20 protein-coding genes are annotated in these 25929 nt (G+C 62.5%); 10 read left to right on the top strand and 10 right to left on the bottom strand.

Translation table 11 applies throughout. From position 1 onward, the window contains the following. Positions 1-163: 163 nt before the first annotated feature. The 3 genes from PZN02_RS24860 to PZN02_RS24850 all read right to left on the bottom strand — a co-directional run bounded on the left by PZN02_RS24860 (position 164) and on the right by PZN02_RS24850 (position 6140). Positions 164-2008 (bottom strand): peroxidase family protein, encoded by a 1845-nt coding sequence (locus tag PZN02_RS24860; protein WP_280661638.1) that lies wholly within the window; start codon positions 2006-2008, stop codon positions 164-166. 557 nt (positions 2009-2565) lie between these two features. Beyond that, complete coding sequence (locus PZN02_RS24855) at positions 2566-2943, bottom strand: hypothetical protein (protein WP_280661637.1); 378 nt, start codon at positions 2941-2943, stop codon at positions 2566-2568. 65 nt (positions 2944-3008) lie between these two features. After that, positions 3009-6140, bottom strand: a complete 3132-nt coding sequence (locus PZN02_RS24850) for an ATP-binding protein (RefSeq protein WP_280661636.1) — start codon at positions 6138-6140, stop codon at positions 3009-3011. 486 nt (positions 6141-6626) lie between these two features. Here PZN02_RS24850 and PZN02_RS24845 point away from each other — a divergent pair, with 486 nt between their 5' ends. The 4 genes from PZN02_RS24845 (at position 6627) to PZN02_RS24830 (ending at position 12181) form a co-directional block, all read left to right on the top strand. Next, positions 6627-8231 (top strand): ABC transporter substrate-binding protein, encoded by a 1605-nt coding sequence (locus PZN02_RS24845; protein ID WP_280661635.1) that lies wholly within the window; start codon positions 6627-6629, stop codon positions 8229-8231. Between the two features lie 250 nt (positions 8232-8481). Next, entirely contained in the window at positions 8482-9498 is a 1017-nt protein-coding gene (locus tag PZN02_RS24840) for an ABC transporter permease (protein ID WP_280661634.1), read from the top strand. Then, complete coding sequence (locus tag PZN02_RS24835; protein ID WP_280661633.1) at positions 9495-10337, top strand: ABC transporter permease; 843 nt, start codon at positions 9495-9497, stop codon at positions 10335-10337. Before PZN02_RS24840 ends, PZN02_RS24835 begins: the two co-directional genes overlap by 4 nt. Beyond that, positions 10334-12181 carry a dipeptide ABC transporter ATP-binding protein gene (locus tag PZN02_RS24830; RefSeq protein WP_280661632.1) on the top strand — a complete coding sequence of 616 codons (1848 nt, stop codon included), beginning with the start codon at positions 10334-10336 and terminating at the stop codon, positions 12179-12181. Before PZN02_RS24835 ends, PZN02_RS24830 begins: the two co-directional genes overlap by 4 nt. 80 nt (positions 12182-12261) lie before the next feature. Here PZN02_RS24830 and PZN02_RS24825 read toward each other — a convergent pair whose 3' ends face one another. From PZN02_RS24825 to PZN02_RS24795, 7 genes are all read right to left on the bottom strand, one after another. Further along, positions 12262-13320: an L-idonate 5-dehydrogenase gene (locus PZN02_RS24825; protein WP_280663268.1), complete on the bottom strand. Its 1059-nt coding sequence runs from the start codon at positions 13318-13320 to the stop codon at positions 12262-12264. Then, complete coding sequence (locus tag PZN02_RS24820; RefSeq protein ID WP_280661631.1) at positions 13320-14726, bottom strand: TRAP transporter large permease; 1407 nt, start codon at positions 14724-14726, stop codon at positions 13320-13322. The genes PZN02_RS24825 and PZN02_RS24820 overlap by 1 nt, the downstream gene beginning before the upstream one ends. A 3-nt stretch (positions 14727-14729) precedes the next feature. After that, positions 14730-15305, bottom strand: coding sequence for a TRAP transporter small permease (locus PZN02_RS24815; protein ID WP_280661630.1), 576 nt, complete (start codon positions 15303-15305; stop codon positions 14730-14732). A 61-nt stretch (positions 15306-15366) separates the two neighbouring features. Then, positions 15367-16341 (bottom strand): sialic acid TRAP transporter substrate-binding protein SiaP, encoded by a 975-nt coding sequence (locus PZN02_RS24810; protein WP_280661629.1) that lies wholly within the window; start codon positions 16339-16341, stop codon positions 15367-15369. A gap of 40 nt (positions 16342-16381) precedes the next feature. After that, positions 16382-17125: a FadR/GntR family transcriptional regulator gene (locus PZN02_RS24805; RefSeq protein ID WP_280663267.1), complete on the bottom strand. Its 744-nt coding sequence runs from the start codon at positions 17123-17125 to the stop codon at positions 16382-16384. Between the two features lie 419 nt (positions 17126-17544). Next, a complete protein-coding gene (locus tag PZN02_RS24800) occupies positions 17545-17919 on the bottom strand; it encodes a VOC family protein (protein WP_280661628.1) in 375 nt (124 codons plus the stop codon). Positions 17920-18296: 377 nt separating this feature from the next. Further along, positions 18297-19004: a response regulator gene (locus PZN02_RS24795; RefSeq protein ID WP_280663266.1), complete on the bottom strand. Its 708-nt coding sequence runs from the start codon at positions 19002-19004 to the stop codon at positions 18297-18299. Positions 19005-19186: 182 nt separating this feature from the next. Here PZN02_RS24795 and PZN02_RS24790 point away from each other — a divergent pair, with 182 nt between their 5' ends. The 6 genes from PZN02_RS24790 to kdgD all read left to right on the top strand — a co-directional run bounded on the left by PZN02_RS24790 (position 19187) and on the right by kdgD (position 25924). Continuing rightward, positions 19187-20200 (top strand): cytochrome-c peroxidase, encoded by a 1014-nt coding sequence (locus PZN02_RS24790; RefSeq protein WP_280661627.1) that lies wholly within the window; start codon positions 19187-19189, stop codon positions 20198-20200. Continuing rightward, positions 20197-22713 carry a two-component system VirA-like sensor kinase gene (locus PZN02_RS24785; RefSeq protein ID WP_280661626.1) on the top strand — a complete coding sequence of 839 codons (2517 nt, stop codon included), beginning with the start codon at positions 20197-20199 and terminating at the stop codon, positions 22711-22713. The genes PZN02_RS24790 and PZN02_RS24785 overlap by 4 nt, the downstream gene beginning before the upstream one ends. 145 nt (positions 22714-22858) lie before the next feature. Next, positions 22859-23356, top strand: a complete 498-nt coding sequence (locus PZN02_RS24780; RefSeq protein WP_280661625.1) for a hypothetical protein — start codon at positions 22859-22861, stop codon at positions 23354-23356. A gap of 340 nt (positions 23357-23696) precedes the next feature. Next, positions 23697-23924, top strand: coding sequence for a hypothetical protein (locus tag PZN02_RS24775; protein ID WP_280661624.1), 228 nt, complete (start codon positions 23697-23699; stop codon positions 23922-23924). A gap of 277 nt (positions 23925-24201) precedes the next feature. Further along, positions 24202-24954, top strand: a complete 753-nt coding sequence (locus PZN02_RS24770; RefSeq protein ID WP_280661623.1) for a FadR/GntR family transcriptional regulator — start codon at positions 24202-24204, stop codon at positions 24952-24954. Between the two features lie 64 nt (positions 24955-25018). Next, positions 25019-25924 (top strand): 5-dehydro-4-deoxyglucarate dehydratase, encoded by a 906-nt coding sequence (gene kdgD, locus PZN02_RS24765; RefSeq protein ID WP_280661622.1) that lies wholly within the window; start codon positions 25019-25021, stop codon positions 25922-25924. The last annotated feature ends 5 nt before the right edge of the window (positions 25925-25929 follow it).

Genomic DNA, 25929 nt, shown 5'->3' with positions numbered 1-25929 from the left:
ACGTTTTGCTGGTGCCTGCACCGTGGGCGTTGCGAGCCGCACCAGGCGTCGCAGGTTTTGTGATGGCAGCCATGAGGAACTCGTCACGGGCTCCGCTCAGGCCGCGTAACCTCACGTGTTCGAAGCGAGCGTGGTCTTCAGGTCCGCGTTCGCAAGGCGATCTCTATGGTTGCGTTACCCCGGCGAAGGCGACCAGATCGGCCACAGTGAAGTTTCCAGGCGTGGACGAAGGAAGAATAGGTATGAACCCGCCGACGACGTTCAGATAGGATGACGCATCCCGCTTCAAAATCCTGACAAACGTCTCCGCCACGATCCTCCCGCCGACCGGGCCCAACTGATTTCCCCCGGCAAGGACTGCAGCCTCGCGAAGGACGTAATACCAGAGAGGCGTCTTGTTCAGCAGTAAACCGCCGCTGGAATTCAGCACAGCCACTTCGGCCGCCGCCAACCCAGATGTCAACTGCGCCGCGGTCATGGGTGCGATACCGAATGAGTTGGCCATGCCCTGTCCGCTAGGCAGACCGAGAGCCAGAGCGCGCCGTAGGTTTCGCGTCGCCAGAAGCGCCATAATCCCTGAGAATCCGGGCAATGATTCCAGTCCGTTGGCCATAAAGCTATCGATTTTCCGGGCCTTGTTGTGAACTGGTACTGGGACTCCTGTGTCAAAGAACGCGTTGAAGTCAACGACCCAGTTGGAAAAGACCGGCAGCCGCGGATTGCGATTGAACTCAAACACCTGCCGGAGTGTGGCGTTCGGGAAGTTGAAATTCACCCAGTACGTATCACGGACCATACTGTGGCCGAACCGATATGCTGCCACGGCGAACTCGACGGGCATTCGGAACGAGCTCCCGATGGGAGCAGAAACACTCGCCATCGCGTTGTTCACGGCAGCCGCTCCGCAGATTCTTTCCAGAAAGTCATGCACCACGGCCCATTGGTAGTGATGGGTCACGATTCGTTTGGCCTCTGCGAAGATGTCGCCCGCAAATCCTACTGCCACCAGCAGATCAACGACGGCATTGTGGAAACGTAGCATAGCGTGCTGAAACTGCACGATGATCAGATTTTCGTCGTTGCGCGGATCACCGATCGCGGCAGTATTCGTACCCTGCATGCGGGGCACATCCCAGTTCGTCTGCTGGACCATGCCCGATGGGTTACCGCTGTTACTGGGGCCGCCTGGGCCAACTGGAGTGTTCGTACCCCTATGCAGCTTGATTGCAGTCGCTGGACTAGATGGAGGAAAAAGGTAGAGAAACGGATCTAAGCCAGGTCCGCGGCCGTAAACGGAATCCAGATCGAGCGCCGGGCTTCGCATGTTATTGATCGTATTCGCATCGGTATCGGCGTCGAGAGTCGACGAGACGTCGAATGTGATGTCATGGTCCACAAATTGACCAAAATAAGTGAAGCCTGCTGGTATCGAAGAGACGCCCGCGTCAGCCGGATTGTGGGATGCAGGATTGGGATCGCGACCGGCGTCTCCCATCATGTTACCGAGTTGGCCGAGGAGTGCTTGCGTCGCGACATTGAATGGCAACTTCGTTGCCGCGCGGGTGGCCGCTGACGACATGTATCCGAAACGATCTGCATAGGCAGAACTCAGCCAGGGAAACGGGAACCAGTTGAGCGGAATTTTAACGCCGTGAAAACGTCGAATCGCCGGCTTTAGTGCGGGGATAGACTCTTTGACGTCTTCCGGTGACTTCTCCACGGGAAGTACCGCCGGCTTAATTCGATTCGCGCTGGCCAACAGTTGCTCCAGCGAAACGGTGGGCCCCAGATTCATTTCGATCACGCGCTTCCGCAGTTCCGAGAGCGTGATCGGGTTTGCCTTAACGTATCTTTTAGGAATTGATGTCTTCTCGAGAAATTCGCGAACTGGCTCGGGAATTTCGGAAGTTGCGGCGAGGTTCGCTGTCTCAGCTTTTCGCTTAGTAGCCTTCGTCGCACCGAGTCGCTTGGGTGTCTGTTTCGCGGGGGCTTTGCTTTTCGTGACCATGCTTGACCTCTTCGAAAATGATTTCAAGAAGTTGCATCCTCACCCGATGGGAAAGGGGCCTCAACAAGTTGGGATTATCGGTTCCTGCTAGATATGAGAAACGGAAATGAAACGGCCGGAGAGTTGCTGGTGCGTCAGGTTAGTGACCTTCCAGCTTAGACTCGAGGGCGACGACGATACGCACTTCAGCGGACACCTTTCCGGCGGTACCCCCCGCCGCCGCCCTCTTGCCGCCTTCCAACAATGTGACATATCGACGATTTTTCCTAGGCGGGCCGGGGTTGCGGCCGCTCCGCGCGAGCTTGCGGCGCCAACGGACCTGCGTCATCAGTTCGCCGCCCGCAGCCAGCTGGGAGTTGAGCCTAGCAAAAGTCCTCGGCCTCTTAGGAGACGTGCCGACGCGACCGGCATCGACCTTTACCAGCGATCCAATCCAGATTCATCTCCGAAGTCTAAAATGACTGCAGTCGCGGCGATTGCAGAGCCACCGCATAGTGCTGCTCCGATGCAGTATCGTCGAATGTCCTCCACTCGACGATGCTGCATACTGCGATTGCCTATCCGCGCTCTTCGGCCGGCGAGTGGTGGCCTGCGCCCGAGCCCCTTTCTTCGGCGCTCTTCAAGAGGATAGCCTCCGCCCAATGAAACGCGGTTGTCTCTCCGTTCGCCTTTTTCGAGACCATCAGCCCCTTCGCGAGTGCCGGGCCGGGCCGGAACCCGTCTCCAAAGTGATCGCCGTGGGGGTCCGGGTTCATCGTCCACCTTTTCCCCCCGAAGGGACCAGGTAGGAAAGCCATGCAGGCGCCACCCGGCTGGAAGACCCAAACATCGAGCCTCAGCACCGTCTCGCCCGGATCGAGCTCCAGGGGGCCGGCAGGTCTAACACATCCATGACCATCGATCGCCAGTTCATCATCGAAGCTCCCGGGCGGCATCGCGTCCCCTCCGTTCCGAGTGGTTCACAGGATATGCGGCTGAACCCGCCGCTTACTATACGATCTCATATTCTTACGATTTTGGCTAGGCGGAGGCGGGTCGCGGCCGCGGCGACCACGTTTCCCTTCAGCTCGTAGAGATGTACTGCTTCGGACGCAGCAGCGACCGCCTCGTCGCATCGGCCGGATGCCTCGAGCACGTGCGACAGGTCGACCAGTGCATCCGCCCGCTCGTTAATGAAGTCGGTCGCTTCGGCGATCGTCAATGCTTCGCGCGCGAGCGCCTCCGCCGCCCTAATCTCAGCCCGCCGCGCGAGCACGCGTGCGCGCACGCGACGCCAACGGATCTGCGTCAGGAGGTCGCCACTCGCGCCCAGCCGGGCGCTAACCTCAGCAAGGGCCTCGGCCTCCACGTCGCGTCCCTGTTCGAGGACCACCAAGGCGAGGGTCGCTGCCATCGTCGAGCGGAACGCGCGCTCGCCCATCTCCTCGAGCGCGCGATACGCCGCGCGCGCGCTCTCCTCGGCCGCAGCCGGGTTCCCGGCGAGCAGTTCGACGACGGCCTCGTGTTCAGAGCCCGCCAGGAAGAGCGTGAGGCCGAGGTCGGCATAGGTGGCCTTGGTCGTCGCGATCAGCTCGCGGGCAAGCGCGAAGCGGCCGACAATCGCGTTGAGGCATGCGAGCTGCCGGAGGATTACCGCCTCGGACTCGGGGCTCTCGCGCACCTCCGCGCGCATCGCCTCGCAACGGCGGATGCCCTCGGCGGCCGGCGTCGGCCCGAACCAGAGCATGGACGCAATCCACCGGAGGGACTCGTAGAGCTCATGCCGGTCCCCCGCCCGCCGCGCATGTACGGCCGCGCGCTCCCACGCCGCCGCCGCCGCTTCGCCGCGAGCCTCGTTAAAAAAACACCACGCCTCAAGCCGCCGTGCGCGACACAGGCCGAGGTCATCCCCGAGACGCTCGAAAACCGGTGTCACCGTGGCCGCCGCCCGCGCAGCCTCCTCCAGCCCGCCTTCCTCGCCGTGCAGCGACCGGAGGAACTGCCGCTGAATGAGCACATGCGACGCCAGGCGCTCATCCTTCGCGGCAGCAGCCAGGCGCTCCGCGTCGTCGAGCACGCGCCCGGCTTCTGCCAGCCGCCCGCTTTCGATCAGCGCGCCACCCAGTTCGACGATCAGCGCCGCCCGCCGCGGATCGGCGGTTGGAAGTAGGTGGGAAACCCGCTCGAGCAGGTTGATCGCCGCGGGCAGGTCGCTGCGGACGAGCGCCCGCCGCCCGGCTGCCTCGAGCCGTTCGCACGCCCGGGCGGCAAGCGAGGCCGCGTGCGCGTCGCGCGGGCCGAGCGCGACATGGTACAGAAAGGCCTGTTCGAGGTGATAGCCGACAATCTCCTCGAACTCGCGTAGCCGGTCCTTGGCCGTTAGCTCGAGCCAGGCGGCGAAGCGCTCGTGCAGGTCGGCGCGCGCGTTCTTCGGCAGGGAGCGATATGCGGCGTCGCGGATCAGGAGGTGACGGAAGCGATAGGCCTTGTCGCCGACGAACGACGGCGCCTCCGGGCGGATGAGATCCCGGCGGACGAGTGCGAGCAAGCCGTCCTCGAGTGCGTCGAGCACGGGGCAGGCGAGCGCGTTGACAGCGCTCTGATGGAATACTGCGCCCTCGACCGCTGCAGCCGTCAGGATGACGCGCTCGAGGGACGGGAGGCCCTCAAGGCGGGCAGCCAGAAGCGCGTTAATTGTCAAGGGGACCGGCAGCTCGGAAAGATCCGAGCGAACGACCCAGCAGTCCTCGTTGCGCCTAAGCAGCTCTTCATCAACGAGCATTGCCACGAGCTCTTCCGCAAACAGCGGGTTACCGCCGACGGCGCGTGTGATCATCGACTCGACCGCGGGTGATAGCGGGAGCCGGTCGAGCAGATTCAATATCATGTCGCGGGATTCCGCTTCACTCAGCGGTTCAAGCGCGATCGTCGTCGCATTCGGCTTCCCGCCTCCCCAATCGGGCCGCGTGTCGAGCAATTCTGGTCGTGCAGTGCCGACAATCACTATGGGGAAACCGTGGGAGAAATCGACAAGGTGCTCGATGAGGTCTAGGAATGTCGGCTCGGCCCAGTGGAGGTCTTCCACCACGATCACCAGCGGTCGTTCTTGTGCGAACACCTCGAAAAGTCGCCGGACGGCCCAGAAAGTCTCTTCGCGGGTGCCTGGGTCTCCCTCGCCGAACCCGAGCAATGCAGCTATGCGATCGGCGATGAGTTTGGCCTTGTCGACTCCGGCGAGGATTTCTGCAATCGCCGCCACGGACTGCTTGGCGGGGTCGTCGCCCCCAGCCCGCGTGATCTCCCGGACAATGTCCGCAAGCGGCCAATAGGTAATGCCGTCGCCGTAGTGCAGGCACCGGCCGTGCGCGACAATCATCTCGCTCGGAAGGTTTCCGGCGACTTCCGAAACAAGCCGCGATTTTCCCACGCCGGCCTCGCCCAGCACAGTCAACAGGTGGCAGGCTCTATTGCTGACCAAGTCGCCAAATATGGTGCTGATCATCGCACGCTGACGCTTGCGTCCGACGAACGGCGTCTCGAAGCGGCGTTGAAAGCCGGTGGCTCTGTTGATGACGCTTACCAAGATGATGGCAGGGAACGTCTCGCCGTGCTTGACCGCGCGCGGGCTGCTGGACTCGACAACAACGGCGTGGCGAACCAGCTTGAAGGTTGCTTCTCCAATCAGGATCTCGTTGGCCGCCGCGGCCTCCTGGAGACGCTTGGCAACACGCAGAGCTTCGCCAGTGAGAAATCGACGTCCCTGTCTGTCGATGCCAGTAAAGACCTCCCCGGTGTTGAGGCCAATCCGATGAGCCAGCTGAACGCCCCAATCCGTCTCAAACTCATGGTTGAGCGTCGCAAGTGTGTCACGCATCTCGACAGCGGCGGATACGGCCCGTAGGGCGTCATCCTCGTGAAGCATTGGCACGCCAAACACGGCCATGATCTCGTCACCGACGTATCGCTCCACGACTCCACCGTGCCGCTGGATAATGGAGGTCATCTCGTCAAAGTAGCGGGCGAGTAGGTCCCGGAGTGCCTCGGGATCGAGGGTGAGGCTAAGGCGTGACGAATCTACGATGTCGGCGACGAGAATTGTTATCGTCTTCCGAACGCCTTCAGCCGGCTTTCGCTCCCGCTCAGGCCCGGCCATCGCAATGCCCTCGGCTCCGGTAAGACTTTGGGCTCGGTCGTCTGATCACCGCCATGCCTCCAACTCGCGCCGCTTGGGCTTCGGCCGAATTTTCAAGCTTGCCATGGGTTCCGGGATGTTGAACTCCATGTGAGCCTTCGATCTGTTCTGGGCTTTGGTATGCTAGCACCTGTTCCCTCAGCGCTCCAGCGACCTGCGAGAGAAGCGCCCACCGCGTCCGATAGACCAGAAGCCTCCTCCCTACTGCCAGTGGGGAGGCGATTATCGCCTCATCAGATTGTTCCTGATAACCATGCAGCATCTACCTCGATGCTCTGTTTCAGAGCGCGAGAATCCGCTAGTTCGCCCTCGCCAAAATCGTTCACGGCCTAGCTGGGCTGTGGTCGCCGTGGCGAACGGCTACCCTCTTTGCACAAGCGACATTGATTGCGGATTGCGTAAAATTCAGTCAGCCTGTGGGTCACGATTTCACCAAGGGAGGGACAAATGGCAATCGGGTTGACACGGCGTCGCATTTTAGTCGCTGGAATGACGCATGCCGCCTTCGTCTCCATAGCGGGAACCTTCGCGATAGCGCCTTCGGCAAAGGCAGACGAGCAGATTGAATCGATCACGTGGGCGCTGCCTAGCATCCCCGAAACGCTTTTCATTCCGCGTGCTTGGATGACCTATACTGGCGCGGTCATGTCGCTTGTCCAGGAAGGACCGCTATCCTTCGGCGACGATCTCGCTCTTGGACCCGCATTGGCCGACAGATGGGAGGAGGTCAATCCGACGACGATCAAATATCACCTGCGAGGCGGCGTCAAATTCGGCGACGGAAGTCCACTCACCGCTGACGATATTGTTGCCACGTTCAAATATCACATGAGCCCGGATTCCGGCTCACAGCTAGCTTCGTTCTACAATTCGGTGGCGACTGTCGAGGCGACGGCTCCCGATGAGGTGACCGTCAAATTGAAGGCACCGAACGTGCAGTTCGCCTTTACGCCCGCCCATATGGCGGGTTTCGTGTTCAAGAAGGAACAACTCGCGGACAAGAACATCGGAACGCCCGAGGTTCTCCCCCTTGGGACTGGCGCCTACAAGCTTGTTGAATTCGTTCCGGCAGATCATGTTCTCCTCGAGGCGCGCGACGACTACTGGGGACCGAAGCCAGTCGTCAAACGGATCAACTTCCAGGCGATCCCAGACCGCCCGGCTCGGCTCCTCGCCATGCAGCAAGGCGAGATCGACGGTACCTTCGATCTCGCCATCTCCGATATCGACCAGTGGAAAGCGCTAGGTAACGTCGACGTCGTCACCGCGCCGTCGCTCGGCGTATATTTACTGACTCTAGATCATTCGGCGCCGCCGTTCGACGATATCCATGTGCGTCGTGCCGTCGCCTATTCTGTGGATCGGAAAGGCCTGATCAAGGCACTCCTCAAGGGCAACGGCGAGGCGGCGACGGCATTGAACCCGCCCGAAATCTGGTCGGGAGTGCTTTCTCCTGACGAGGTTCGCGCCTTTTACGCTGCGTTGTTGCCGAACTATGCGTTCGACTTAAAAAAGGCGAAGGCAGAGCTGGCACAATCCAGTCATCCAGACGGCTTTGACGTCACCATCCCAGCATCGACCGCCGATCCTTACATGGTCAACATCTTGCAGTCGGTGACGGAGAACCTGAAGCAGATTGGTATCCGCGCACACATCCGGGAGACCGACAACAACACCTGGTTCACGAACTACATCAACCACGACAAACTAGGCATGCAGATCATGGCGTACTATCCGGACTTCGCCGACGCAGCCAACTACCCCTCCCTCTTCTTCTCAAGTGCGAATGCTAAGAAGGATGGCATGAACGGCTCGAACTTCAACAACCCCGAAGTCGATGCGGAACTGAAGATCGCCAACGAGAACGCCGACCCGAAGGCGCGTGCCGAGGCGTTAAAGAAAGTGTTCAAGATCGCCAACGAAGAAGTCGCCGTCGTGCCGATCTTCTGGCCCGCCTCGGCAATGGCGATCAACAATAAGTACAAGCTCACCGGCTACACCGCCTTCTGGTACAATATTCCGTGGGCGATGCGAGGTTTCGGCCTAAGATAAAGAGATCGCGGGGCCACTTGGCGACGGCAATTTTTCATCGTTTTTGCCGGAGCGACTGCTTGGCGTTCGGCAACTACTCGGCTCGACAAGCCGACGACACCGACATATAGTTCACGGAGACAGAAACCGATGCACCCCGCTCGGCCGGGCTGGAATTGTGTGCGGCGCTCCTCGAACCCGGTGTCGAGTCGGAGCGAGTCGTGTTTCCGCGCGAAGGCCATGGCGTGCGCGAAGGGGGAGCACCAGCTCGATGCAGGGCGCCGCACCATCGACTGGTTCGACCGCTATCCCGGGTCGCCCCGGTGAGGACTCGAGTCTCGTCGTCTTCATCACGCGACGGCTCGCCGTCACGATCCCACTCCTCCTTATAATCTCCTTCAGCGTCTTCGCCCTGGTTCACATCGCACCCGGCGACCCGGTGCGCTCCCTGCTTGGTGCACGCGCAGCAGACCCGGCAACGCTCGTAGCCATCCGCGCGCGTTTCCATTTGGACGATCCGTTCCTCGTCCAATACGGCAAGTGGCTGTTGCAGGTGATCCGAGGCGACCTCGGCGTCTCCATCCAGGGCAACCGGGCGGTGACGAGCATCATTGCGGACCGGCTCGGCGTCACCATCTTCCTTAGCTTGATGAGCACTGCTCTTGTTCTCGGCCTCGGTATCCTGCTCGGTGCGGTCGCCGCCTTCCGCCGTGGCACGCGGTTCGACCGTGCGGTCGTCATGTTCGGTGTTTTCGGCATCAGCTCTCCGGCCTTCGTCACTGGCATTTTCCTTCTCTATCTCTTCGGCGTTCTGCTGCACTGGTTCCCGATCTTCGGTCCGGGAAGGGGATTCCTCGACCGCGCCTGGCACCTGACGCTTCCGGCACTTGCGCTTGCGATCTCGGTCATGGCGATCGTCATCAAAATCACGCGCGCGGCGATGATCGAGGAGCTGGCCCGAGACTACGTCACGTTTGCGCGGGCGCGCGGACTGAGCTCGCGTCGCATTTTGTTTGCCTACGTGCTCAGGAACTCCCTCATTCCCGTGGTCACGGCCGCAGGGCTCATTGTCGTCGGCATCGTGGCCGGTGCGATCTATGTCGAGGTCACCTTTTCTTTGCCAGGTCTCGGCGCCTTGATGGTCGATGCGATCCAGAAGCGCGACATTCCGACGATCCAAGGGACCACCCTGCTTTTCTCTGCCTTCGTCTTGCTGGTCAACCTTGCGGTCGACGTGATTTATACGCTGATCGACCCGCGCATCCGTTTCGGCAGAGTCGAGTCATGAGCGCCCCAGCCATTGGCGAGACGCGACGGTCGAAGCAGCCGTTGCGCGTTCCAATCGTCATTCTCATTGCTGCGCTGATTATCACGACGGTGGTGATCTGCGCCGTCCTTGGGGAGAGGATTGCCCCCGATTCGCCCTTCCTCCAGCGTCTCGACGTCGGCGATACGCCGCCTTCCCCAGCCCACATAGCCGGAACGGATCTACTCGGCCGCGATGTGCTGTCGCGCGTGATCTACGGTGCGAGAACGGCCTTGGTCGGCCCAGTTGTTGTCGCCGCCGGAGCTTTCGCGATCGCGACCCTGCTTGGCCTTCTTTCAGGCTATCTCGGCGGTCTGGTCGATTCGGCGATCATGCGCTGGGTGGATTTCATGTTCGCGTTGCCGGGGCCGCTCGTGGCGATCGTCGTCGTCGGCGTGGTGGGAGGCGGATACTGGACCGCCGTCCTCGTCCTGGTCGTCCTTTTCACCGCCCCCGATACGCGCATCGTGCGGAGCGCGGTCCTGGCGCAGCGACCGCTTCCTTATATCGACGCCGCGCGCACTCTCGGCATCTCGAAGACGCGTATTCTGTTCGTGCACATCCTGCCAAACATCGCGCCGATCATCCTCGCGTATGTCGTCCTCGACTTTGCGTTCGCGCTGGTCAATCTCGCCGGGCTGTCGTTCCTCGGCCTCGGCGTTGAGCCCGGGACCCCTGACTGGGGTCGGATGCTATTCGAGAACCGCAATATCCTCTTCTCCAATCCGGTTGCGCTGCTCCTGCCCGCAGGAATGATCATCCTTACCGCCGTCAGCATGAACCTCATCGGCGACTGGCTTTTCGAGCGGTTTGCAAAGTGAACACGGCCGTGGCGCGCGCAGGTCAGGAAGGTCCGCTCCTCGAGGTCGAGGGGCTAGCGATCTCACACGGTGACGAGCCCATTACGACGCCCTTGGACATCGTAGTGGAGCGGGGCGAGACCATTGCGATCGTCGGCGAATCCGGGTCCGGAAAATCGCTCACGGCACGGGCAATCGCCGGCATATTGCCGCCAGGCATAAATGCCACAGGCGCCGTCACGCTCGACGGCGTCCCCCTAATGCGGCTTGCCGAGAGCGAACTCCGCAAGATCCGCGGGTCTCGCGTGTCTATGCTTATGCAGGATCCGTTCACGATGCTGAATCCGCTCATGCGAAGCGGCGACCACATTGACGAGATGCTGCGCGACCGGCCCGAATTCGCCTCGCGCGCCGCAAGAGCGGATGAGGTGAAAAGACGCCTCGCAGAAGTCGGCATAGTCGACGAGGATGTAGCCCGCCGCCTGCCATTCCAGCTGTCTGGGGGCATGTGCCAGCGCGTCGCACTTGCCGCCGCTCTTGCTCGCGACCCGGAACTGCTCATTGCCGATGAGCCCTCGACGGCGCTTGACGTAACGACTCAGGCGGAGATCATCAAGCTCCTGCGTCGTGTCCAGCGCGAGCGACACATGAGCCTCATTCTCATTACCCACAACCTGCGGCTCGCGTTCTCGACCTGCCAGCGCATCTATGTGCTCTACGCCGGCTCAATGCTCGAAGTCGGCGATGCCGCAGCTGTCGAGCGTCAGCCGTTCCATCCTTACACCTTGAGACTTCTGCTCTCGGAACCGCCGGTCGATATTCGCGTGCCTCGGCTCGTCGCGATCCGGGGCTCCGTGCCGCGCGCGGCCGATGTTGTCGACAGCTGTAGTTTCGCCGACCGTTGCGACTGGGCGAAGGAGATTTGCCGCGCCGGCAAGCCGTCGCTGGCCGCTCGCGATGCGAGCCGGTTCACTGCGTGCATCCGTCAGGACGAGATCCAGGGCGAACTCGACGCTCTGCGCAGGGCTGCGCTCTCGGCGGCGCCAATAACGCCGCGCAGGGGAGACGTCGCAAGGGCGCTCGTTCGCGTCGACGCGCTCGTCAAGACATTCGTGGGCGGCCGGGGCCGTCCGATCTGCGCCGTAAAGGACGTATCGCTACACATTATGCCCGGGGAAAGCGTCGGCCTCGTCGGCGAATCTGGCTCGGGCAAGACCACGCTCGGGCGCTGTCTCGTCGGCCTCGAAACCCCGACTGCTGGCGACATCCATATCAACGGCATCGCGGCAGCGGATTTCGGCGCCATGGCGAAGGCGGACCGCGTCCGCGTTCGGCGGACGATTCAGATGGTCTTCCAGGATCCGTATTCAACACTAAATCCCAGGCATAGCGTCGGACAGGCCTTGGGCGAGGCGCTCGGGGCGTCGGCGGGCGCTACCGGACCAGCCACGGCGGAACGGATCGCGTCGCTGCTGGCGGAAGTCGGCTTGTCTGCCGCGTACGCCACGCGCCGTCCGGTGTCGCTCTCGGGCGGCGAGCGCCAGCGAGTCGCTATCGCACGCGCGCTTGCTGTCAAACCGGCAATCCTCGTTTGCGACGAACCAGTATCTGCCCTCGACGTCTCGGTGCAGGCGCAGGTGCTCAACCTGTTCAGGCGCCTGCAACTTGAGCACGGGCTCTCATTTCTCTTCATCACGCACGACCTCGCTGTCGTCCGCCAGATCGTCGAGCGCATTTATGTCCTCTATCTTGGCGAGATCGTCGAGGAGGGGCCGACGGAGAGGGTCATCGGCAGCCCGCAGCACCCGTATACACGTCGCCTCGTTGAATCAATACCGCGCTCGGCCTTCCAACGTACCCCCTGACGCACGTCACCAGCATGGCATGCGATGCATCCCTGCGCGCGCCCGCGCCGCATCGCCATGTATGTCGCATGTGAGTTCCCTCAGGAAAGAAATGTCAGTTGCACCTTGCAGGCGACGGAGCGGTCGCCGGCCTGTTCGAAGGCCGCGACCGCCTGCTCGACCGGGAAGCTATGTGAAATGATCGGCCGGACGTCGATCCGGCGGTGGGCGATGAGGTCGACGGCCAGCACGAACTCGCGGTCGAAACGCTGCGACCCGACGAGGCGCAATTCCTTGCCGACGAGCGCGTTGAGCGGAAGGGCGATGTCGCCCGTGACCCCGACCTGCACGATCAGGCCGCGCGGACTGACGGCGGCGATCGCGCCGCGCAGGGCCGGTTCGGCCGCGGAACACTCGAAGGCAACGTCGAACTGGCCCTTGTCCACCTCGTAGGCGGCAAGGCCCGCCGGCTCGCGTCGGACGTTGACGGCCCGGGTCGCGCCCATTGCCATTGCGCGCTCGAGCGCCGCATCGGCAATGTCCGTCACAATGATCATCGCGGCTCCCGCGTGGCGGGCGGCCGCGACCACGAGCGCGCCGATCGGCCCGGCGCCAGTGACGAGCACCTTTTTGCCGTTGAGGTCCCCGGCCTGCGCCACAGCGTGAAGGCAGACCGCGAGCGGCTCGGCACAGGCCGCCTCGCCGGCGCTGATGAGTCCGCCCACCGGAAAACATTGGCTTGCTGGAACGACGAGCCAATCGCGGAACATGCCCTGCGTGTGCGGGAAACGCATGGCGCTGCCCATGAACCGCATGTTCAGGCAATGAACGGCGAGCCCTTCCTGGCAAAAGCGGCAGACGCCGCAGGGCTGGCTCGGATTGACCGCCACCAGCTCGCCGATTGCAAGGCCTGACACCTTGGCCCCGAGCACCGCGACGTGACCGGCAGCCTCATGGCCGGGGATGATCGGCTCGCACACTCGGATGGGGCCGAAGCCGCCATCCTGATAGTAGTGAAGATCGGAACCGCAAATGCCGCCGGCCGCCATCTTCAAGAGCACCTCGCCTTCGCCGGGCTCTGCGACGTCCTGAGCCTCCAGCCGAAGATCACGCTGGCCGTAGAGCCGCGCGAGACGGGTGCGCGTGGGTGCTCCTGCCATCATCGGATCAGCCCGACGACGCCCGGCAGCCACAATGTGATCGCCGGCACGAAGGTGATCAGGATCAGCGCGAGGAAAAGCGGCAGGAGCCAGGGCAGGATCGCCATGGTCGTCTTCTCGACCGAAAGCTTGGCCACGCGCGAGAGCACGAAGAGCACCATGCCAAGCGGCGGATGCAGGAGGCCGATCATCAGGTTGAGCGTCATGATCAGGCCGAAATGCACCGGATCGATGCCGAACTGGGCCGACAGCGGCAGGAGAATCGGCACCAGGATGGTAATTGCGGCGATCGTATCCAGGAAGCAGCCGACGAACAGCATCAGGAGGTTGACCAGGATCAGGAAGACCCATTTGTTCTCGGTGATCGTCAGGATCGCGCCGGAGAGCATCTGGGCCGCCTGGCTCACTGTCAGGAGCCAGGCGAAGATCGAGGCGGCCGTGACGATGAAGAGCACCGACGCGGTCGTCTCGATCGTGTCGAAGGTCGCCCGGGTGAGCGTCGACAGCGTCATCGTGCGATAGCGCACCAGCCCCAGGAACAGCGACCAGAGGACGGCGGCGACCGCCGCTTCCGTCGGCGTGAACCAGCCCATCGTCATGCCGCCGATGAGGATCACCGGGGTCATCAGCGCCATGACTGCGGAGAAGTCGAAATACCAGTCGAGCGCAAGGAGCACGACGAGGGCGATACCGACGGCGGCGTTCATCGACAGCCCCACCGCCATCAGGAGATAGACGACGACCGGCACGGCGAGGACGACGACGACCTCGAGCGAGGCCGAGAGCAGCCGCTTCATCTCGAAGGGCGTATCCGACCCCCAGCCGCGCTTGTAGGCGAAGATCGCCACCGTCAGCATCATCAGCACTGTCATCACGACGCCGGGAACGATGCCGGCCATGAACAGCGCGCCGATCGAGACGTTCGCCATCATGCCGTAGATGACGAAGGGCAGCGACGGCGGAAAGATCGGTCCAAGCGTCGCCGATGCAGCGGTCACGCCGACGGCCGCCTCGACCGGATAGCCGTGATCCTTCATCGCCTTGATCTCGATCGTGCCGATGCCGGCGGCGTCCGCAAGCGCCGTGCCCGACATGCCGGAGAAGATCACCGAGCCGATGATGTTGACCTGCGCGAGGCCGCCCTTCATCCAGCCGACGAGGGCGACGGCGAAGGAATAGATGCGGCCGGTGACGCCGGCGGAGTTCATCAGGTTCCCGGCCAGAATGAAGAACGGCACCGCCAGCAGCGGGAAGCTCTCCACGCCGGCGATCATCCGCTGCGCCGCGATGATATCGGGCGCGACATTGTAAAAGACGAGATAGAGAACCGAGGCCGCGGCCATCGAGATGGCGACCGGAACGCCGACCACCATCAGTACGAGAAACGAACCGACGAGCAGAAGCATGGATCAGTCCTCAACCTTGTGGAATTCTTCGGGCCTTTCGAGAACCGAATAGCCGCGGCGTTGATTGGCGATGAAGACCTGGATCGACCGGACGAGCATCAGCACAAAGCCGGCCATCACGCTGTAGAAGACGATGTTGCGCGGCAGATCGACCGTCACCATGCGCTCGTTGGCGACGACCGCCACATAACGCCACATCAGCCAGCAGGCATAGGCGAAGAAGCTGATCCGGACGACATCGACGAAAATCGCCATGCCGCGGGCCACGGACCGGGGGAAATAGTGGTAAAGAACGTCGACCTGGATGTGCCGCGACAGGCGCACGCACATGACGGAGCCCAGGAACACGACTCCGATCAGGCAATTGGTGGCGATCTCCTCCGTCCAGGCGTAGGAGTTGTTGAGCACGTAGCGTGTGAAGAACTGCAGGAACACACATCCGGTCATCAGCCAAAAGAAGATGAGCGTGACCCAATCCTCGACGGCATAGTTGGAAACATCCGTGGCCGGTACTGCGGCATCCTCGAAGGAATGCGCAAGCTCCTCCGGCGTTGACGGCAAATGGACTTCTTGGGACATGGCGATCATCCGGCGGTTGGGGCAGGATGCCGGCGACCCTGGCGGCCGCCGGCAAGGGCTCTCACTTGACGGCGCGGATAGCCTCCCAGTCTTCCTTGTTGTAGCCGAAGTCCTCGAACGCCACCTTGTCCATCACGGTCGACTCGAAATCGGCCTTGTCGACTTCGGTTACTTCGATGCCGCGTTCCTTGAAGGTCTCGACGAGCTTCTTCTCACGCTCTTCGATGATCTTGGTGGCACGCTCGGCCGCCTCCTGCATCACCTCGGTGAAGATCTGCTTGTCGGCGTCGGAGAGCTGCGACCACAGGTTCTTCGACACGACCGTGTTCAGATGATCGACGATATGTCCGGTCAGCACGATGTGCTTCTGCACCTCGTAGAACTTCTTCGCCTCGATCGTCGTCAGCGGATTTTCCTGCGCCTCGACCGTGCCGTTCTGAAGCGCGAGATAGACTTCCGCAAAGGCGATCGGTGTCGTATTGGCGCCGCAGGCCCGCGGCATGGCGAGATAGGCCGGAACGTCCGGCACGCGCATCTTCAGCCCCTGCATGTCGGCGCATTTGGCAATCGGCCGGTTCGCTGTGGTCTGGCGCGTGCCGTAATAGGTGACGGCAGTGATGTGGTTGCCCGATGCCTCCTCGTAGCCCGTAGCGAGCCGCTTGAAGACATCGCTCTTCGTATAGGCGATCAGATGGGCCGGATCACGGAAGGTGTAGGGAAAATAGGTGACGCCGATCGGCGCATATTCCCGCGCGGCGAAGCTCGATCCGGAAATGATGATGTCGACCGTGCCGAGCTTCAGGCCCTGGTTGATATCGGCCTCCTTGCCGAGCTGTGAGGCCGGGAAGACGTCGATTTTGTAACGCCCCTCGGTGCGCTTGCCGATCTCTTCCGCCGCCCAGACGGATTCCGTATGGAACGGCTCCGACGTCTCGTAGACATGCGCCCATTTGAGCGCGGTCTGGGCCTCGGCGGTCAGCGCCGAAGCCAGAATCGCCGCGGTTGCACCCAGCAGCGTCAACAGTTTGAATTTCATCCTCTTCCTCCTCCCAAGGTGAAGTGATTGAACAAAAGCGCTAATTGCCCCCGGCGCGCCTCCAGGCGGCGGGTATCGTGCTGTCGGACGGCTCCTCCCCGAAGCTCGCCGACAGGCGAATCTGAGACTGATCGAGATGCGCGCGCATCGCGGCACGCGCGGCGGCCGGATCGCCGGCGGCGATCGCGTCGCGGATCACGCGATGCTCCTCCATCGCGGCCCGCCACGTGTCGGTGTTTTCGAAATAGCTGGCGAGCTTCTCGAAATAAGGTGTCATGCGCATGTCGTGGATGCTGCCGACAAAACGGTTCAACGTCTGATTGGCGATGATGCCCGATACGAGGACGTGGAACTCGCGGTCGAGCGCGAGCGCCTGACGGCGATCCTCGAGTGCTGCGGCCATGCGCGTAATATTGTCGTCGAGAATGGCGATATGTTCGGGACGCGCCAGCCGGGCCGCCTCTTCGGCGATCGCGCATTCGACCACCGCCCGCGCTCTCAGCAATTCGAACGGACCTTCGAAATCCTCCGGCGGCACATCCAGCGCCGGCACCCTGCGCGCCGTGACATAGATACCCGAACCCATGCGGATGTCGATGAAGCCTTCGACCTCCAGAACGATCAATGCTTCCCGGATGGTCGGGCGGGAGACGCCCAGTTTCTGCGCCAGCTCCCGCTCTGCCGGAAGCCGCGAACCGGGCGCCAGTTCACCCCGCTCGATCAGGCTTCGCATCTGGTCCGCCACCTGCCGATACAGGCGGCGCGATTCCACGGCAGAGAACATCATATCCTCGCAGTATCGGCCTAGTGGCCAAGTGGTCATACCAATTTGCGTTACAATACGCTTCGTTCGAACGATGTCAATCAATGATCTGTCCAAGGCAATGGGGAACCTAATCGAAGTGCAACATTGACGTGTGAAGGGTAGGGCATCACTCGCATTCGCGCAAATGCGCCATGAAGACCTCGGCGACGGGTAGACGCAGCGACGCTGCAATTTCCGAGGTCTGCGGTTCGGGTCCCAAAGAGCTTTGACTTGGGGAGCTCATTCGAGACTCGATTTGACCGAGCAATTGGGGTTGAACCCAGTCAAGGCGTTGATCCGGTGTGTCGGCTTTTGGGGCCGGTAGCAGACGTTCTAGGTTTGGCATGAGGGGCGGCCGCAAGTGGGCGAAGCCCCGCTTGTGGGCCTCAAGGGAAGGGTTAGGCTTTAGGTTCGTTACAAACCGCTTCGATGTTGTGCCCGTCCGGACCAATGACGAAAGCGGCATAGTAGTTCGCGTGGTAGTGCGGGCGCAGACCAGGCGCACCATTGTCTTTGCCACCCGCCGCCAGAGCTGCACGATAGAACGCTTCGACTTGCTGGCGATTTTCGGCCGTGAACGCCAAGTGAAGATGGGCCGGCTTCTCCTCGGTTTGGTACAGGCACAATGAAGCCTTACCCTTTGAGCTAAGCTCGACACCGTACGTCGGCGGCCCCTCCGAGACAACAGCTACGCCGAGCGGTTCGAGTGCCTTGAGGAAGAACGCTTTGCTCGCTGCATAGTCGCTGACTCCGAATTTGACGTGGTCAAACATGGGTTCTCCTGAAGTGTGTGGGCCTGCCTGACGGAGAGGCAACCGAAACATGCTCACTGCTGCACGTTGCAATGTGTGCTTGCACTGCAAAGCGGCCGCTTTGCGTCTCAGACTTTAATGTGTCTCAGCCATTAATGGCAAGAAACAGAGGGCGGGAGTCCAGAGGGCCGCGCCCCTTTCGGTAAGCCCGCAGGGCACGCAGCCTGAGCGGCCATGGTGACGAGAATCCGCCCTAGAGCACCTGCGGCTGTTGCCAAAGGGGGGCGATTTATCGCTTCCACAGAGGAACTCGACCGCTTATCCAAGCCCGCGATCTACAGCGCCGCGCGTCTGACCAGACGCATAAAGGTCGCTGTAGAACTTTGAGTTTCTGCTTCTCAGAACGTGTCTACCGGCGTTGCCAACATGTAGCCGGTGCCCCGCTCCGTCACGATCAGCTTGGGCTCGCTCGGGTTGGCCTCCAGTTTGCGTCGCAAGCGCAGAATCTGCACGTCGATGCTGCGGTCGAAGACCTCCTCGCCGTGTAGGCGACTTGCGGCGAGGAGTTGCTCGCGGCTTAGGACCTGCTGCGGGGAGCGCAGGAAGGCGACCAACAGGTTGAACTCCCCCGCTGTCAGCGGCAGGGTCTCGCCGGTGGGCGACGTGAGCCTGCGGGTGCGCATGTCGAGTTGCCAACCCGAGAAACGGTAGTTCCGGACCTTGCCGCGCGGGCGGCCCTCCGCTTCCGACCGACGCAAGATGGCGCGGATGCGCGCCAGAAGCTCGCGCAGGCTGAAGGGCTTTGTCACATAGTCGTCGGCGCCGAGTTCCAGGCCGACGACCCGGTCCGCCTCGTCTCGCCGGTGACCGGTGACGATGATGATCGGCGCCTCTGGCGGACTGCCGAGCCGGCGCATGAGTTCGAGCCCGTCCTCATGGGCAAGCTTCATGTCGAGGATGATCAGGTCAACAGCGCCCCCGCGAAGCACACGTGACATGCCCGCGCCGTCGGCCACCGCGCTGACCCTGAAGTTCTGGCTTCTGAGGTAGTCGGCGATCATGGCGCGCATGGCCGGATCATCGTCAACCACGAGGATATGCCTCATCGCCGCAGCGTCGGGCGTCCCGTGCTTTTGCGCTTCCGGATCGTGGGTGTTTTCGTCGGCCTGCATTTGGACCACCTGCAAGCGGTCTGCCTGCCCTCGTCCACCCCATTGTTCATCAAAGCGCCAAATTTGGGCGGTTTGTTGAACCGCGGCTCGGAGGCCGAAGCACCGAGGCTGATCCGATGCGCCGAGCGCAGATTCACATCCTCCGTGCCAGGCTCCCGCGTTGCCTGGCAATATTGCTATCCTCCGCGATCGTGCTGGCCGGCGCGTTCGCCGCTCCCGAAGAGGAGCCGATCGCTCCGATTCCGGCAGGGCGGCCCATCGACTCGCCAAAAGCAGCGCTTGGTGAGCGGCTGTTCCACGACCCTCGGCTGTCGCACGGCGATGTCGTCGCCTGTGCCTCGTGCCATACCCTCGCAGAGGGCGGCGACGACGGCCGCACCCGCTCCGTCGCCGCCAACGGCGCTTTGCTCGATTTCAACGCCCCCACCGTCTTCAACGTCGCGCTCAACTTCCGGCTCAACTGGCGCGGCAATTTCCGCACGCTCGAGGAGCAGAACGCGGCGGTGCTACTCGATGCGCAACTCATGGGCACGAACTGGGAGGAGCTCCTGTCGAAACTCGGCACCGACGCTGACTACTTGAAGGCCTTCGCGGAGGCCTATCGCGCCCAGCCGGACAGGGAAAACGTGCTTGACGCGCTCGCCGTCTACCAGCGCTCGCTCGTCACCCCCGATGCGCGCTTCGACCGCTATCTTCGTGGCGAGGCCGGTGCGATCTCCTCTGAGGAGGAAGAGGGCTACCGGCTATTCAAGGATTTCGGCTGCACCGCCTGCCATCAGGGCGTCAACGTGGGCGGCAACCTGTTCCAGAAGTTCGGTGTCTTCGCAAACCCGTTTGACGACACGCCCCCATCGGACGGCGATCTCGGCCGCTTCACGGTGACCGGTGTCGAGAGCGACCGCCACGTGTTTCGCGTTCCGAGCCTGCGTAACGTCGCTGTCACCGCGCCCTATTTCCATGACGGGCGCACGGCGTCGCTGGCAGAAGCGGTCGAGATCATGGGGCGCAGCCAGCTTAGCCGCGAGATTGCCGCGCGCGATGTCGACTTGATCGTCAAGTTCCTCGGCACGCTGACGGGCGAACATGAAGACCGTCCGCTGGCCGGTAAGGCCGAGCGGGCGCCGCAATGAGGCGGATTCGCGCCCTGGCACTGGTTGTCGCCGGCCTTTTCATCGCCCTGACCTATTTCCTGTTTCAGGGCCTGACGCCCGAGGCGCCGCACCGCCAGCGCGCGGATGCCCTGCAGGCCGTCATTCTGCACGACGCGGCACTCCAGCGCGACGTGTTGTGGGCGCGAGCCGGGCTCCTGCGCAGCTATGACCCGCTCGTCCGGTCGATGGAAAACCTCCTGGCGGCGACAGCCGCGCTGCCTGCCATCGCAGAGGTCGCGCGCGGAGAGGCGAAGGCTGAGATCGATCGGAGGCTTTTGGAGGTCACGGCCGCAGTGCGCGATCAGGAGGCGCTCGTCGAGACCTTCAAGTCGCAAAATGCAGTGTTGCAGAACTCGCTCGCCTACTTCAATCATCTGAGCGGTCTGCTGGCGGCCGCCAGCGACGGACGGCGAACGGAGCTGAATACCGAAATCGGCGCGTTGACGGCGGGGATGCTCCGCTTCGCGAACGCACCGCAATCCGGTGCGGCTGCAGAGGTCGAGCATTCGCTCGATCGGTTCGCCGTTCTGCCCGTCGATGCGGCGCTTGCCGAGGACGTCCGGACACTGGTCTCCCACGGGCGGCTCATCGTCACTACCCTTCCGGCGGTCGACGATCTCGTTGCGCGCGTTCAATCCGCACCGACGAGCGAACGGGCGCGGGGGCTGCAGAATGTCTATTTCGCGGCCTATGAGCGCGCGGCAGCTCGTGCCGACATCTTTCTGAGGCTGCTCTATGTCGCCGCGCTCGCCTTGGTCGCTTATGTGGCCTACCTCTTCGTCCGCTTGAGGGCCAATGCGCACACCCTCAAACAGCGGCTCGGCTTCGAGGCCCTGATCGCCTCCATCTCAACGCACTTCATCAACCTGCCGCGGGAAGAAATCCGTGCCGCGATCGGCGAATCGCTTTCCCGGCTGGTTGAATTTGCCGGCCTCGACAGCGCACAGATCATCGTCGCCGGCGACGGCGGGCCTGACCTCTCCGGCAGCTATTGGCACCGGCGAAAGGCTGCGGGCACAGCGGGAACTCCGCCCGCCGAAGTGGCCGATCTCGTCCTGAGCTGGAGACCGGAGGGGTACGAACGTCAGGGCTGCATCTGCGTGCCCGACGTCGAGGCCCTGCCGGGCAGCCGGCAAAAGGCTTCGCTCAGGGCGCGGCATGTCCGATCATGGCTGTCCATCCCGATGCGTGTGGCCGGCGAACGTCTGGGTGTGCTTGCCCTCGAAGCCACGGCCAGGAAGAAGCATTGGCGGGACGATGACATCGCGCTCCTTAGAACCGCCGTGGAGATCTTCGCCAACGCTATCGCGCGTGAGCGGGGAGAGGCCGAGCGCGAGGCGCTTCAGGCCCGTCTCTACCAGTCGCAGCGGCTTGAGGCGATCGGCACCCTTGCCGGCGGCATCGCGCACGAGTTCAACAACATTCTGGGCGCCATCCGCGGCTATAGCGAGATGGCGCTCGCGGTGCTCCTGAAGGAGTCGCGCGCGCGGCGCTATGTGGAGCAGATCATGAAGGCCGGCGAGCGGGCACAGGACGTCGTCGAGCAGGTGCTTGCCTTCGGGCGGCGCCGAGAACGGCGGCTTCGGGCGATCGCTGTTGAGCCCGTCATAGCCGAGGCGATCGACCTCGTCCGGGCCTCTCTTCCGGCGACGCTCACGATGCGCACGCGCCTCGAGGCTGAGGGCGTCGCCGTGATGGGCGACGCAACCGAGTTGCAGCAGGTGGTCATGAACCTCTGCAGCAATGCCGCGCAGGCCATGGAGGAGCGGGGCATGCTGACGCTCGTTGTCGATACCGTTGATGCCAGGCACTTCATGAGGCTTTCCCACGGCAGTTTGCCCGCCGGCCGCTATGCGCGTATCACCGTCAGGGATACCGGACGCGGCATCGACCGGGCGACCCTGGAGCGCATCTTCGAGCCCTTCTTTACCACCAAGCCGGCGGGGCAAGGCACGGGGCTGGGGCTTTCCACCGTCCACGGGATCGTCGGCGGTCATGGCGGCGCCCTCAACGTGAAGAGTCGGCTGGGGAAAGGTGCTACCTTCGAGGTCTATCTGCCTCGGATAGAAGATGCCGCGGCGAAGGCGGATCACTCCCCTGAGCCGCCGTTGCGGACCGGCCAGGGCGAAACGGTCCTCATCGTCGATGACGAGAAGCCGCTCGTGCTTCTCGGCGAGGAGATGCTCGCTGCCCTCGGTTACGAGCCGATCGGCTTCGACGGCGGCCTTGCCGCTCTCGCCGCATTCCGCACCAAGCCGACGCGTTTCGACCTGGTGCTGGTGGACGAGGTCATGCCGGAAATGACGGGCACCGAGCTTGCGTGCGCGATCCGAGAGCTGCGCTCGGACGTCCCGATCGTGCTGATGACCGGCTACGCCCATGCGCTTCGGCCGGATCGACTTCAGGCAGCCGGCATCGGCGAGGTCCTCAAGAAGCCCCTCCTGTCGCGAGCCCTGGCAGACTGTCTGGCTCGGCAGCTCGCATCAGGCTGAACACATCATTTTATGGCAGGGCGGCGGCCCCGCCGCCCTTGTTTCATCTGTAATCGGATCCTCCTTTCCTGAAATCACCTCGTAACGCCGCCCGCCGAGATTCGGTCGCGTCTTCTCAATGGTCATGAATGAGAAGGAGCCTGCGATGAGACCTATTGTGATTGGGGCCGCCACGCTCGGCATGACCGCCGCCGCCGTAGCGGCGCTCGTTGGCACTGGCTCAGGCGGCACGGCGTCGGCGAATATCGAACGTGGCCGTTACCTTGTGACGATCGGCGGCTGCAACGACTGTCATACACCCGGCTATACGGCAAACGCCGGCAAGGTGCCGGAAGATCGCTGGCTGATTGGCGACTCGCTCGGCCACCGCGGACCATGGGGCACGACCTATCCTTCGAATCTGCGCAGCCTGCTCGCCACGATGAGTGAGGACGACTGGGTTCGTTACGCGCGCACGCTCGAGACGCGGCCGCCCATGCCGTGGTTCAATCTGCGTGCCTTCGCCGAGGATGACCTGCGCGCCATGCACCGCTTCGTTCGCTCGCTGCCGCCGAACGACGCCCCAGTCCCGGACTATGTGCCGCCGGACCGCCGGCCGACGACGCCGTATCTCGTCTGGGTGCCACAGCCGCCAAAACCCTAACGGGGTACGACCGCCAACGCCAACCCAGTTCCAACCTGCTGCGATCAAGTCTTCGCCTCGGGCTGGGCGACCGCCTGCCTCGCACCGGCTCTGTTTCATCCGTAACCGGATTCTCCGTCCCTGAAATCATCCTGTAGCGCCGTTGACAGATCGTGACCCCCGAAAGGAGGACGGCAGCACGGCTGCCTTTCGGCACGAAACCATGGAGGAAGGTTATGCAGAAGACCCTTGTCGCTCGGGCGTCGAAGATCAATCACGATCAATGCCACATGGACTCCCGCCCCTATGCGCTAGGCGAGTTGAGGCGACTGATTTTGGCGTACCGAGATAGAGAAACATCATGATGAGCAGTTCAGCAATCAGCTTCGGAATGCGGGCAATCGCCGCGCTCCCGCGGAATTCACTCAAGCGTCGGTTCATCCGGGTTCGCGAAGAGGTCCGCATGCGCCGCGAACTTGAAAGCTTGATGAAGCTCGATGACCGCACGCTCGCCGATATCGGCCTCAGCCGTGACAAGCTCCGCTGCCTCGCCATGCTGTCGGCGATCAGGGCGCAGCGCGCTCGCTGACAGTTGCGGGGATTGGGAGCGGGAAACCCGCCTAAATTGCTACAGGCAAGGTTCGTACTCCTATCGAGAGGTATTGCCGCTGCGCATGCAGTCGCCGCCGCCGTCGGCCTCCATCTCTGTGCCGATAGTAGGCGGCTTAATCCGCTGGGCCTTCGCACTCTTGAAGCGAAGTCATCGTATGACTTTGAGGAAACATAGCGGATTTCATACGATGCTATCGCTTTTGGCGCCCACAGGGAGTATGCATGATCCCAAGAACACCAATTCTGGAGGATCCATGCAGCGGGCCGAACGTCCAACGTCGCGCAGATCATTCGCGTCACAGGTCGCAGATGCTCTGCGCGAGCAGATCGAAGCAGGTTTCTACGCGCCCGGTGACAAGCTGCCGACCGAACCCGCCCTCATCGACCGCTTCGGCTTCAGCCGCACCGTTATTCGGGAGGCAATCGCGGCGCTCCGTGCCGACGGGCTGGTCGAGTCGCGCCAAGGCGCGGGCGTCTTCGTGATCGGCCCGAAACCCGCCGACGAAGGCCTGAAGCTGTTCACGGACGAGACCGACAAGATTTCCGACATCATCGAGGAGTTGGAACTCCGCATCGGCATAGAGGTGGAAGCCGCAGGCCTTGCCGCTGCGCGCAGTTCGCCTGCGCAAGAAGCCGAAATCCAGGCGCAGGTCGACAAATTCGCCGACCTCGTCGCCGAAGGCAGACCCACCGACGAGGCGGATTTCCAGTTCCACATGGCAATCGCCACGGCGACCAACAATGCGAGATTCAAGGCCTTCCTCGAACATGTCGGCCGTCGGATGATCCCGCGGGTGAAGTTCAAGACCGTTATGGGCGGCGTCGATCCCTTGCCCAGCCGCGATCAGCCGATCCTCGAGGAACATCGAGAAATCGCCGAAGCGATTATCGCTCGTGACCCGGATAAGGCGCGCGAGGCGATGCGCCGGCACCTCGTCACCGGGATCAAGCGCTATCGCTCGTTGATGATCCGTCGCTCGACCGCGAATCACGAGAAAGGTGATTGACTCATCTCTAAAGTCATCATATGACTGACCCACGACATCATACTAATTCGTGGGAGGAATTCCTTTGTCGCCAGATGAAATCAAGTCGCGCATCGGCTCGGGCCTGCTGTCGTTCCCGGTTACGCACTTCAACGACGACTTCAGCCTCAACCTCAAGAGCTATCGCGAGCATGTCGCATGGCTTTCCGGCTTCGGGGCGGCTGCCCTTTTCGCCGCCGGAGGGACCGGCGAATTTTTCTCCCTCTCGCCAGAGGAGGTTGGGAAAGTGACGCGCGCGGCCAAGGAAGCTTCCGGCGACGTGCCGATCATCGCCGGCTGCGGCTATGGTACGGTGCTCGCCAAGGAAACCGCCCGCCACGCCGAAGCCGCCGGCGCTGATGGTCTTCTGCTTCTGCCGCATTACCTGATGGAAGCGTCGCAGGAGGGCATCTACCGGCATGTCAAGGCCGTATGTGAAGCCACCGGCCTTGGCGTCATCATCTACAACCGCGCCAACTCGGTCGCCAATGCCGAGACCGTTGCTCGCCTCGCGGAAGTCTGCCCGAATCTCATCGGCTTCAAGGACGGCACCGGAAAAGTCGATCTCGTCCGTCAGGTGACGGCGAAGCTCGGCGACCGGCTCACCTATATCGGCGGCATGCCGACGCACGAGCTTTTTGCCGAGGGCTTCAACGGTGTCGGTGTCACGACCTATTCCTCCGCCGTCTTCAACTTCGTGCCGAAACTGGCGCAGCGCTTCTATAAGGCGATGCGTGCGAGCGACCGGGCGACGATGGAAGAGATCCTGCACCGCTTCTTCTTCCCCTTCGCGGCACTGCGCGATCGCGAGCAGGGTTACGCAGTTTCGATCATCAAGGCCGGTGTCGACCTCATCGGGCGCACGCCAGGTCCGGTGCGGCCGCCGCTGACGGACCTCAAGCCGCAGGAAAAGGAAATGCTGCGAGAACTAATCGAGAAGGCCGCAGCCTAAATCAC

Origin of the sequence: Sinorhizobium garamanticum (assembly GCF_029892065.1) — a bacterium.
Taxonomy (GTDB): domain Bacteria; phylum Pseudomonadota; class Alphaproteobacteria; order Rhizobiales; family Rhizobiaceae; genus Sinorhizobium; species Sinorhizobium garamanticum.
This window is presented reverse-complemented; position numbering and strand designations above follow the sequence as displayed.